This window comes from Paenibacillus ginsengarvi (assembly GCF_003626695.1).
Classification (GTDB): Bacteria; Bacillota; Bacilli; order Paenibacillales; family NBRC-103111; genus Paenibacillus_AB; species Paenibacillus_AB ginsengarvi.
Genome location: NZ_RBAH01000049.1, coordinates 1 through 12,146, shown reverse-complemented (window position 1 = coordinate 12,146; position 12,146 = coordinate 1). Strand labels below are relative to the sequence as shown.

7 protein-coding genes are annotated in these 12,146 nt (G+C 56.4%); 1 reads left to right on the top strand and 6 read right to left on the bottom strand.

Features of this window, described 5'->3' with window-relative positions:
- Positions 1-71 precede the first annotated feature (71 nt).
- A complete protein-coding gene (locus D7M11_RS34955; protein ID WP_120751905.1) occupies positions 72-1,370 on the bottom strand; it encodes an ABC transporter substrate-binding protein in 1,299 nt (432 codons plus the stop codon).
- A 19-nt stretch (positions 1,371-1,389) separates the two neighbouring features.
- Positions 1,390-2,781 (bottom strand): ABC transporter substrate-binding protein, encoded by a 1,392-nt coding sequence (locus tag D7M11_RS34950; RefSeq protein ID WP_120751904.1) that lies wholly within the window; start codon positions 2,779-2,781, stop codon positions 1,390-1,392.
- Positions 2,782-3,137: 356 nt separating this feature from the next.
- On the opposite strand from D7M11_RS34950, the gene D7M11_RS34945 reads away from it, so the two are divergent.
- Positions 3,138-4,943: a glycosyl hydrolase family 28-related protein gene (locus D7M11_RS34945; RefSeq protein ID WP_158607003.1), complete on the top strand. Its 1,806-nt coding sequence runs from the start codon at positions 3,138-3,140 to the stop codon at positions 4,941-4,943.
- A 153-nt stretch (positions 4,944-5,096) separates the two neighbouring features.
- Here the strand turns inward: D7M11_RS34945 and cstA are convergent, their stop codons facing one another.
- The 4 genes from cstA to D7M11_RS34925 form a co-directional block, all read right to left on the bottom strand.
- Complete coding sequence (gene cstA / locus D7M11_RS34940; RefSeq protein WP_120751902.1) at positions 5,097-6,890, bottom strand: carbon starvation protein CstA; 1,794 nt, start codon at positions 6,888-6,890, stop codon at positions 5,097-5,099.
- A 137-nt stretch (positions 6,891-7,027) separates the two neighbouring features.
- Positions 7,028-7,780, bottom strand: a complete 753-nt coding sequence (locus D7M11_RS34935) for a LytR/AlgR family response regulator transcription factor (protein ID WP_120751901.1) — start codon at positions 7,778-7,780, stop codon at positions 7,028-7,030.
- Complete coding sequence (locus D7M11_RS34930) at positions 7,755-9,545, bottom strand: sensor histidine kinase (RefSeq protein WP_120751900.1); 1,791 nt, start codon at positions 9,543-9,545, stop codon at positions 7,755-7,757. The genes D7M11_RS34935 and D7M11_RS34930 overlap by 26 nt, the downstream gene beginning before the upstream one ends.
- Positions 9,546-9,779: 234 nt before the next feature.
- Positions 9,780-11,537 (bottom strand): hypothetical protein, encoded by a 1,758-nt coding sequence (locus D7M11_RS34925; RefSeq protein ID WP_120751899.1) that lies wholly within the window; start codon positions 11,535-11,537, stop codon positions 9,780-9,782.
- Positions 11,538-12,146 lie beyond the last annotated feature (609 nt).

The following is a 12,146-nucleotide window of genomic DNA, read 5'->3' as shown; positions in this document are numbered from 1 at the left end:
GCCCCTATTGTATAGGATGACAACCCGTTTGTACATAGGAGCGGACGGGGAGGGCGCGGCCGCAAAACTCGTTATTTGGCCGTCTCCAGCAGCTTATTCACTTCTTCGTTGGCCGACCGCAGCGCCGTATTCACATCGACCTGCTTGTTGTAATAGTTGGCAAAATGCTTCTCCATAATCGTGCCGACCTGACCGACATATTTGCCGCGGTTTTTCAGCTCGACGGCGTGGCTTTTGAAAATGCCCGCTACGTTTTTCCCTTTCAGCTCCGGAATTTCGGCGCCGATCTGGTTGTTCAGCTTCTGGTCCCGAAGCGCCGTCTGTCTGGCCAGCTTCCGCGAGATCATCGCCTGCATGTCCTCGGATATAAACGCCTTCAGCACCAGTGCCGCCGCTTCCTTGTGCTTGCTTGTGCTCGTAATCGCGAGCGAACCGGCGTTTACTTCGTCGAACACGTCCTTATACCCGGGCAAGCTCGGATACTGGACGACGTCCCAATTCATCCCCGATTTCCCGGCCTCGGCGAGCTGCGTCAGCAGGTTGACCGTCGCGTACATCGCCAAATTGCGGTCTTTGAGGAAGCTGTCGTTTCTTACCGTCGTAAACGGCACGGGCGCCTCGTTGCCCGGGATCGAATGGATTTTGTTGACCAGCTCGAATACTTCCTTCCACTGCGGCGTCTCGAACGTACCCTTCATATTTTTGGTATCGTACAGCGTTGCGCCCATAATGCGTCCGAACCGCTGAATCGCATATTGCGCCAGCCCCTGGTAATTGGTCCCCCCGTCCGTGCGGGACACCTTCTTCGCCAGCTCGATCGTTTCTTCCCACGTCATCCCGTCCTTCGGGTATTCGACGCCGAATTTATCGAATATATCTTTGTTGTAATAAAGCGCGATAAAGTTTTCCCAGAACGGCAGCCCGTTCAGCTCCCCTGGCTTCGTCACCCGGTGGGCGTTCAGGGCAACCTGATCGAGCGGGCTCGTATCCACCTTCTGCGTCTGGAGCAGAGGCGTAATATCGGTCAGCAGATTGAAATCCTGATACGAGTCGATATTGCCCGTATGCGTAATAATGATGTCCGGCGTATCGCCGGTCGTCACGAGATTTTCGATTTTGCCGGTTAACTTCTTAATCGTAATATGCGGATACTGCTTCATCGCCAGGGCATACATCAGGTCAAGCTCACCTTCCGGCAGTCCGCCCGTGCTGAGAATGGAGATCGTCACCGGGTCCGGCTTCGCCGGAGCTTCGGCCGTTTTATCCGGCTCGGCTGCGCCGTTTGGCTTCGCATCCCCGCCGCCGCATCCTCCCAGTACGGCTGCCGCCGCCACTACAACCGATAAAGCCAGTCCTGCTTGTTTATACATCGCACGTTCCCCCGTATGTTCATTTTTTGCCCAATTGGGTGCTCAAATAGCTGTTGATTTGTTCGTCCGCATCGCGCAGAGCGGTATTCAGATCCTTCTCGCCGGCGGTATAGTCCTTGAAATTGTTTTGTCCGAATGCTTTCGTGTCCGTATAATATTTCGTCCGGATCGGCGCAGGAATCATATGGCTGTTGAAAATGCTGCCGATCCGCTTGCCCCTTACAAAATCCATGCCCGCTGCGAACGCCGTCTTAAACGTTGGATCGCGAAGCGGCGACAATCGCGCCGTTTCCTTCGTCATTGTCAGCTGCGCCATATCCGAAGTAATCGCTTCCGCGACAAGCATCGCCGCCTCCTTATGTCTCGCGGTAGGCGGAATGACGAAGATGTGCGCATCCACATCGCTGCCTACATGAGGTGCTCCAGGAAGGCTCGGGTATTCGGCCACGTCCCAGTCCAGCCCTTTCGAGGCTGCAACGCCGAGCTGGTCGAACAAATTGACGGTGGCCATCATCGCGACTTTGTCCTGTAGAAAATCGGCCGTTCCGTTGCTTGCATTGACGTCCTTCACCCCGTTGCCGGGAATCGAATAAATTTGTTTGGCGATTTCAAATACGGTTCTCCAGCGAGGGTTCATCATATTCGACTTCATCGTCGACAGATCGGCGTAATCGAGCGCCGCCTGACGCGCGATCCGCCCCATGCTCTCCGGATCGAGGCCGCGATAGGCGACTCCTCCCTCGGTGCGCGACAGCTTCCTGGCGATGTCGATCGCTTCGTACCACGTAAGACCGTCCGGAGGGTACGGCACGCCGAACTTGTCGAACAGCCCTTTGTTGTAATACAAGGCCGTAAAGTTGACCGCGTACGGTATTCCAAGCAGCTCGCCTTTGTCCGTCCGCAGCGAATCTAGGATGGCGCTGTCAAACCGGGACAGATCGAGCCCGCTCTTGCGCACGAGCGCGTTCAGATCGCTAGCCATCGCTTTATCGTAAAATTCTTGCAGGACTCCGTTATGCGTCTGGATCAGATCGGGAATGTCGCCGGACGCCATCGTATTCGCGAGTAATCCTCCCATACGCTCGACCGTAATATGCGGATATTTGGCGCGTACCGGCTGTACGACGATTTTGTCGAAGTCGGTATCGGTAAGCGGCATCGCCGGATAAAAGGTAACGGTGACCGGCTCCGGCTTGCCGGCAGCGGTTCCTTCCCGTTCCTGGTTCGCCGCCGTGCCGTTCGGCTTGGGCGAACCCGCCTCCCCGCTGCCGGAAGCGCTCTCGCATCCGGCAAGCAGCAAGCCCAGCAGCGCGCCTGCCGCCGCGATCCGGCCTAAGGCGATCCGTCCTTGCCCCCGGCGACATGTCGTACGCCCCCCTCCTTTCCTGAACCCGTTTGCTCCGCTTCTCATACACAAATTCCCCTTTCCTCCTCGAAAAGGCCCGGTGCGGGCGGAATCCACGATTCCATCATGAGCGCTCCGATGCCCCGTCGTATACTCGCAGAATGTATTTGTCACTTTCAATTTGTTACGTTTCTCACTATTTAAACGTCTGGGTCTCTCTTCGGGGCCAAGCCCTCTATCGCCTGTTACCCCTTATGTTAACCAACAACAGGCCGAACGGGCACTGTAACATTTTGAATATGCGAAACACAAATTGCAACTGTACGTATCGTCGCCGTTTCCGCAATGATTGGAGAGAAGAGACGGATGCGATGCGGCACCGGATCCTATCGCCAATCCGTCCAAAAAGGAGGTACGTTTATATGCGACAAGCCAATGAGGAAACAAACCGCGGGCAGCCGGGGCAGGAACAACAACTCATAAGCCGGAGAAAATTGCTTGCTTCGATGGGGATCGCCGGTGCGGCGTTAGGCTCTCAGGCTTTGCTGCAAACCGGCTTTGCGCAGGCGAGCGTCACGCAGAGCGTATACGGAGGGGATGCGGAGGAGTGCGACTGCGCCGAGCTGGACGAGCGGATCACCCGGCTGAAGCAGGATGTGGACGAGCGCGGGCAACATGTGAGCGGCTTCGGAGCGGTCGGCGACGGGGTGGCGGACGATACGGCGGCGATTCAAGCGGGGATCGATGCGATTGCGGCCGCCGGCGGCGGAACTCTCGTGTTATCCGGCATTTATCGCATTACGAATACGATCGATTTGAAGAGGCTCGTTGCGCTTTATTTTGTCGAGGGTGCCAAGCTGAATCTGAAAGCGAATACAAAAGCGCTGAACATGCGGCAGGATACGGCCCTGCTCGGAAAAGCGTATATCAATATCGACATCAACAACTATACGGAATCGGCGCTGTATATCGACGGCGCGACGGTTTCGGGCGTGTCTTACCAGTATACATACATCGAGACGCTTCGCCTCGAAGGCCATGTGCTGAACAATGTCGGAAACGGCATTCATTTCGACGCGACGGCGGCTCCTTCCCGCATCAGCTTCGTCCGCTTCAACAATTTGCGCATCCGCGGCTTCGGCAAAGGCATTTTCATGGATGCTCCCCCGCACGTCGGAGATACGGTTAACTATAACTACGTGACCGGAAACATTTTTAATAACGTGGTCATCAGCGACTGCGATTATTACATTTATGCCACCGGCGATCATAAGGCGCTCAATCAGGCGGATGGGAATACGTTCAACAATTTGCAGCTCCAATACAACACCCGCTGCAAAGAAATCATCCATATCGAAGGCCGGGCCAATATTGTAAACGCGTTCATCTGGGACGCTATCAATAAGCCGTGCCTGATGGTGAACCTCACGGCCAGCACGAGACAAAATCAGATCAGCTTGAACGTGTTGGACGGGAGCAACTACATCGACGCCGGGCAGTACAACTATTTGAGCATCCGCGATCAGAACGGCCATGTCATTCCGTACAAGGACAAATTGACGTACTTGCCGAGCAGCGATTACCGGAAATTCAATGGCGATTACGAGGATATACTGCACGCCGCTCCCGTCCTGCATCAGGTCGCGATCGTGAGCGGATCGCAGTATGTTACAAGCGGGACGATCGACAGCGTATTTCAAGGGAAGAGCAATCAGTATTTGCGGCTAAACTTGGCGGGAGGCCAAACGTTCTCGTTCGAAGTCACGTTCAACGGCGGCCATTACTACGGCAATACGACGGACTACGTGCCCGGCGGGATTGAAAATGTGGGGATTTATTTCTCGTACAACCGCTGTCCCGAGCAGATTCGGCTCGATGTCACCGATTTGGACAACGTCGTTTATACAACCGTGCAGGACATGCAGTATATGCAATTTTTGCCGGCCTACATCCTGAGAAGCAACGTGCTGAACGGACTGATGAAGGGCGTCCGCAAAATCAAGTTTACGTTCACCGGCCAATATTCCACCGATGTGCGGGTCGGCCGGATATTCGCGCAATCCTATTATGTCGGCGGGAACAAGTTTCTGGCCAACAGCGGGGATTACGTCGCCGGAGATTTGACGTTTGTTAAGAGTGCTCACGGCGTCGTGCTTACTTCTCCGAACGGGAGCCAGTTCAGGCTGACCGTGTCGGATACCGGCGCGCTGACGGCGAGCCCCTTGTAAGTCAAGCTCAAAGCCGCGCTCGAACCGGATTCGGCGGCTGGCTATGCCCCATTTTTCGGAAAACTATGTACCGCATGAACAGTGGAAACGCATATGGCTGTAAAAAAGGAACTGCGCGGGGCAGTTCCTTTTTTACCCTATCGGACAAAACCGTCAAGCCGCCTTCGTGTTGATCCGGAATCGCGGCGCCTGCCATAGCTCGTTCCACTTCTTCATGGCGGCTATGAGAATGACGATACCGAGCACGAGCATAATGACGGACAGCGTGGCGTTCAGCACGCTATAGCCTGCGTTCGCCGGATTCAGGTACACGTTCGCAATCATCCAGTAACCGGCGTACATAACCGTTACGAACAAATAGGCGAGCGGAATGAGACACGTCAGCGCATACCAGCGCTTGTCGGCGATTTTCATAATGACCGTCGCGCCGACGATCAATCCGATCGAAGCCATAAGCTGGTTCGATACGCCGAACAGCGCCCAGATCGAGCCGATATCGCCCGACAGCAGCAGGTAGCCCCACAGGAAGCAGGCCAGGGCGCTGGCGAATATGGAGCCGGGCAGCCAGTCCGCTTTTTTCAGCGGTTTGTACAGCTCGCCGAAGAAGTCCTGGATCAAGTAACGGGCAACCCGCGTTCCGGCGTCGATCGCCGTCAGGATGAACACCGCTTCGAACATGATGACGAACTGAAAGAAAAACGACGACAGATGACTGAACCACGGAATTTTCGTAAAAATATACGTCATGCCGACGGCAAGCGTAACCGCTCCCCCGGTCCGTCCTTCCAGGTTCAAGCCGATCTTCTCGGCCAGCTCCGGCAGGTGTACGACGTCCATGCCGAGCGTCTGGAATACTTTCGGCGACGAGTTGATGGCGAAGTAATCGGCCGGCTGAAGCGCCGTAGCGGCTACAAGGGCCATAATGCCGACAACGCATTCGACGAGCATCGCGCCGAAGCCGACCGCCTTGATGTCGCTCCAGCGGTTGATCATTTTCGGCGTCGTCCCGGAGCCGACGAACGCATGGAATCCGGATATCGCGCCGCAGGCGATCGTAATCGAGATGAACGGCCATACCGGACCGGCCATGATCGGGCCGCCGCCGCCCGTGAACTGCGTAAGCGCCGGGAATTGAATCGACGGGTTAATGAGGAAGACACCGATAATGAGAGCGACGAACACGCCGATCTTCATAAAGCTGCTCAAATAATCGCGCGGGGCAAGCAGCAGCCAGATGGGCAGCGCAGCGGCAAAAAACGCATAAATCGGCAAAATAAAACCGAGCGTGCGCGAATCAAACGTCAGCAGATCGCCCAGCGCCGTTTCCTGGATGTAAGGACCGGCAAATACGCCGACCATAAGCAGGATGAAACCGAGAGTTGAAGCCACTTTCAAATTGCCCGTTTTTTTGTACAGCAGGCCGACGAACATCGCAATCGGAATCGTGATGCCGACCGCGAACGTTCCCCACGGGTTGTTCTCCAGCGCATGCAGCACGACCATCGACAAGCCGGCCATCGTAATCGTAATGATGAACAGCATCGCTAGCCCGGTACAGAAACCCGCCACCGGTCCGAGCTCCTCCTTCGCCACCTCGGACAGCGACTTGCCCTGCTTTCGCATCGACGCGAACAGGACGACCATATCGTGCACCGCGCCGCCGATGACCGCTCCGATCAGCAGCCAGAGCAGTCCCGGCAAATAGCCGAACTGGGCGGCGAGGATCGGTCCGACGAGCGGTCCGGCAGCGGCAATGGCGGCAAAATGGTGACCGAACGTAACCCATTTGTTCGTAGGCACGTAGTCTTTGCCGTCCTCAAGCTGGTGCGCCGGCGTCGGGTTCGCATCGCTCAGCTTTAATACTTTTGCAGCCATAAACGTCCCGTATAGCCGGTAGGCAATCATCAAGATACAGATCGATCCGATTACGATTGAAATCGCATTCATTGTTCGTTTGCCCCTTTCGTTTCTCTATAAATCCGATTATAGATATTGAAAACGAATGTTGGCGGTTTTCAGTCCAGAACGTGCGGGAAAGGGCTTAACTCGCAAAAATAACAGCTTGAAATGCAAACAGGCAAACGTCAGAAGCCGAGCAACTGCTTCAGCTCCTTCAAATAAGTGCGGCTTACCGGAACGGAGGAGCCGTTTCGCATAATGAGATTGCAGGTGGAATGAAACCAGGGCTGAATTTCGACGACGGCATCGAGATTGACGATATAAGCGCGGTGCACGCGGAAAAAGGGGCTGTTCTCCAGCTTCCGCTCCAGCGTCGACAGCGGTTCGTTCACGCGGTACACTTTATCGTCCGCCGCGATGACGGTTTTGCCGTCCTCGAACCCGATATAATCGATCCGGTCGACCGCCAGCAGCATGATCCGGTCATCGACCGATACGGGCAGACGGTCCAGCCGATCCAGTCGTAACGTCGCGCGGGAAGAAGCGGCGGCTTCCCGGCTTTCCCTGAGCTCGATCAGCCTGGCGACCTTGTCGACCGAACGCTTGATCCGGCTTTCTTCGAATGGCTTCAGCACATAATCGCTCGCATTCAGCTCGAACGCCTGCAGCGCGTATTCGTCGTACGCCGTGGCAAATACGATCTCCACCTTCTTCTCCGGACTTTGCTCGGACAGCTTGCGCGCCATATCCATGCCGCTCTCCTCCGCGAGCTGGATGTCCAGAAAAACGACGTCCGGCTTCAGCTCCGCAAGCAGCCGCAGCGCCGTATCCAGCCGATCGGCTTCGCCGACGATCTGAACCCGGCCCGTCCGGCGCAGCAAATAAGCAAGCTCGTCGCGAGCGAGCGGCTCGTCATCCACGATCAAAGCTTTCAGCATAAGGTTCCTCCACATAAGAATGTTGGACGGGCAGCCGGATCGTAACGGTCGTGCCTTCGCCCGGAACGCTTTCGATCCGAAATTGCCCCTTCGCGCCGTAAATTTCGTCGATCCGTTTGCGGATGTTGTACAAGGCCGTCCCGGTCCCTTGCTGCGATTCGACGGTTTTACTGCCAAGCGCGTCGAGCAGCTCGGGGACTATGCCTCGGCCATTGTCCTGCGCGGCGAGCACCATCTGCTCGCCATCGCGGTAAGCGCGCAAGACGATCAGGGCGTTCTCGCCGTGCGTTTGAGAAGGAAACGCGTAGCGCAGCGCATTTTCAACAAGCGGCTGCAATGTAAAGGGCGGCACTCCGATCGGTTCGAGCGCGGGATCGATATCCAGCCGCAGCGTATATTTGCCGGGGAATCGCGCCTGCTCGATCGCGAGATACGCCTTCACATGCTCCAGCTCCTTGTAGAGCGGAATGAGAAACTGCCGCGCTCCCTGCAAATTGCTGCGGAAAAATACGCTGAGCTGCAGCAGCAACGACCGTGCTTTTTCCGGATCGGTCCGGCAAAGCGAAGAAATCGTATTAAACGCGTTGAACAAAAAATGCGGATGCACCTGTGCCTGCAGTGCCTTGATCTCGGCATCCTTCAGCAGCCTCCGCTGCCTTTCCGCCTCGGCCAGCTCGAGCTGCGTCGAGAACAGCTTGCCGAGCCCTTCGGCCAGCTCCTTGTCGGCCCGGTCTAACCGTCCCGGTCTTTTGAAATACAGCTTGAGCGTTCCGACCGTCTCCTCGCGAACCTGAAGCGGCAGCACGATCGCCGCCTGCAGCACGCAGTCCGGCTTGCTGCACTGGATCTGCCCGCGCGACTCCGCTACGCCCGGCTTGCCGGTATCCAGCACGTCCCGGGTTAGCCGGGTGGACAAGCTTTCGAGCGAGATATGGTGATCCGCTCCCGCCCCGATATGGGCGAGCACCCGCTTGCGGTCCGTAATCGAGATGGCGTCGGCGTTCGTCCATTTCATAATGACGGCGGCCGCCTCGCGGCACGAATCGGGATTCAGCCCCTGCCGAAAAAACGGCAGCGTTTCGTCCGCGATCGAAAACGCCTTCTGCGTCTGAAGCGCCCGAGTCCGCGATTCCTCACGCAAAATCGACTGAATGATCAGCATGAACAGAAACGTCCCGAAGCCGTTGATGACGATCATCGGCACGCCGATTACGTTCACCAGCGCAAGGCTCGCCTCGAGAGGACGGGCGACCAGCAAGATGATGCCCATTTGCGCGGCCTCCATCAGGATGCCGATCGCGACCGCCTGCCAGAGCGCCCGCTTCTCCCAGATGCGGATTCGCCTGCCGATATACCCGGTCACAATACCGGCCAGAATGCTGGATACGCCGCACGAGATGGCCGTAAAACCCCCGAGCGTAAAGCGGTGCAGCCCGGCGATCAGACCAACGCCGGTGCCGACGAGCGGGCCCCCGAGCAGACCGCCGATGACGACGCCCATAATCCGCGTGTTGGCGATCGCCCCGTCCGGGCCGACCCACGTTTGCCAAACCTGCGAGGTGATTGAGCCGCCGCCGTGAATTTCTACGCCCGTATAATTGCTAATAACGCCGAAAGCGCCGAATATGAGAATGAGGCTTATTTTTTCCGTATACCCGTGCTCGTGATAGATGATGCTCCGGAACGACTTGAGGCGCGACAGCAAAATCGCCACGATCAAAAGCAGCCCCACCCGCTCCAGCATAAGCGGCAGCAAGCCGATCATCTTCTCACCTTCCCCTCGCGACTTCCCGGCTTGTCCCGGGTGTTACGCACCCGTTAGTCCGACTTCGCGTCTCTTCGATCATTATACTCGTCCTTGTTAGTTTTGAGTACGCGGCCTAAGCTTATTCGCCAAAATGCGGCAACGGCAAAAAAGCTTGACCGCCTACGGCCAAGCTCTCAGTTTTATATCTTGGCTTAAAGTTCATAACCGACTCGTCAGGCCGCGAGTTGCCGGTCAATCGTCAGCGTCCGACGCCGGCGCAACACACAGCAGCTGCCCCGCGAATGGCGCGGCCTGCACCAGCTCGATCGCGACCTGCTCGCCCTCATCCCGGTACAGATGATAGCTTATGCCGTGCTCGACCGTGCCCTCCAAGCGAACCGACAACCGGTCGGCGGACGCATCGTAATCGGCCAAAGCGATTCGCGTTCTCGCCTTATCTTTGCAATATTGCGAGATTTCGTCGTAGGTGCGATACAACAGGGTCCAGCCCTCCAGCCCGCGGTGAATGCCCTCGATAATGGTGCGCCACTCGTCCGGCGCTAAAGCCATAATCCGCTGCTCGTGCGTCATCAGCGTGCCGAAAAATCCGCTCGATACGCCCAGCTTCAGCGCCGCGACTCCCCGCTCGATCGCCCTGCCGATGTCGGCCTTGTCGTTTTCGCCGTTAAACGGCGTACAGCCGCCGAGAAATTCGCCGACGCCCATGCCGGTGTCGGGCGTTTTGTAGGAGCCGAGATGGTGCGCGACCGCGTTCCAGAACCGGTGATCCGGATCGAGCGGGCCGTAATTGAACCCTTGATGGCCGTACGGATACGGCTCCCAAGAGTAGCTGCTTGCATACCAGCGGACGCCGGCCGGGATAAGTCCCATCATAAACGTCTGGTTTCGGCTCAGCAGAAAAGGCAAGCTGTGCAGCCCCAACTCGTCGTAATGGATGTTAACGGTTCTGGACGGAGCTATGCCAACTCGCTCGTAGAAACGGTCGAGCCGCTCGAAATGATCCTTCAACTTGGCAAAAGCATACTCCTGACCGTCGTGCTGCAAATAAATCTGATCCGGATACGGCTCGCCTAGCTCGTGAAACGAATGCGCACTGAACTCCGCCAGCCCACGGTCGTCATAAAATTTGATCCGCTTCGCCGTCTCGTCGTCGATGTCATCCACAAACAGGCCGATGTTCGGAATCCAGTTAAACTCGTTCAGCACCCGCACGTAATCGAATCGGTCGTACGAGCCGATGGCGTCGTCTACGCGGCATACGACAAACGGCGGCATCATCAGGGTGGCGAACGGCTTCCGCGCGGCCCAAACGAGCATCCGCCATAACAGATCGTCTAGCCCGGAGGCGTGGCCGAAATGCTGGCGCAGCCATAACGCCGGTGAAACGTACAGCGCGGTGCGCCTTCCTCCGAGCCTGCCGTCCCCGCTCTCTCTGCCCGATATCGCGGCTGCCAGCGTCTCCCCTGCTTCATTCCTGGCCAGTATGACCACTCCGCATACCGTGCGTTCCGGCAGCGAAGCCTCGACGGGGCGGAGCAGCTTGTGCGTGTGGCCGGGATGCTGCATATCCGTTATATAGTGGTCTTGCTCCGAGATACATACGGCCTCCACAAGAGTCTCCAGCATTCCGCCAACTGCGCCGAAAAAACGCTGCACCTCTGGATCGGCCCTCCACAGCCGGCCGTCGAAGCTGACAACGCCAACGCCGCTCTCCGCCGCCGAGACGATGCTCCGCCAGCTTTCCTCCGTCAGCGAAGCGACTACGCCGTCATGGGCGAGTACAATCGCCGCCGCCTGACCCAGCCCCACGGCTTGCGCTAACCCAGCCCCTTCCGCAACCCGGTACGGAAAGCCGAAATGATTAAGCGCGGGCAGCAGTGCCATTCGAAATACGGCCGCCGCCGCTTCGTCGCCGTCGTTCGTGACGAATACGATCGCTCTATTGCCTTCCGCGCTGTAACGTTCATACCTTTGAATCACTTGATCCATTCTGATCGGACACCTCCGAGCCGTTTTCCGCGCCATGCCAATGATTGAAACGATAAACCGATGCCATCATTGTACATAGCGGAATGCCGCAGCGTAATGTCCTTTGTAGTCAACCTGTTGCACTATATAGCCACAACTCGCTTCATACGTCATACGTCGGCAATTGCGACGGCTTAATTCGCGCGCCGCCACCGCATGTAAGATATTTTGCATATAACAGTCCTTTGAGCCTCTTATCTATCTCAAAATCCGTTTATGTAGACAAATAAAGTGCTTTCGAGACTCTTAATACGAGCCGTTCTGCTCAACGACTGGGGCACAGACCGGTTTCGGCACAAAATACGAGTCTCAAAAGACTGCTATGCCAAATCATCCGTCAAATGAAGCCGAAATAGAGTGCTCGAAAGACACTAGCGCTGCAAAGAAGTTAACATGAAAAATACAATCTCTTGTATTTACTATATCTGTTAAATTATGATGTGTTTCATGGCCCAAATAAAAAAAATCTCCTATTGTAAAAAGGTAGGCGTGTTATCCATACCTTCATACAAAGGAGACCCTCATGGATAACATATCAGATGTGACCGTCATTGGTAAATACCTTTCTTT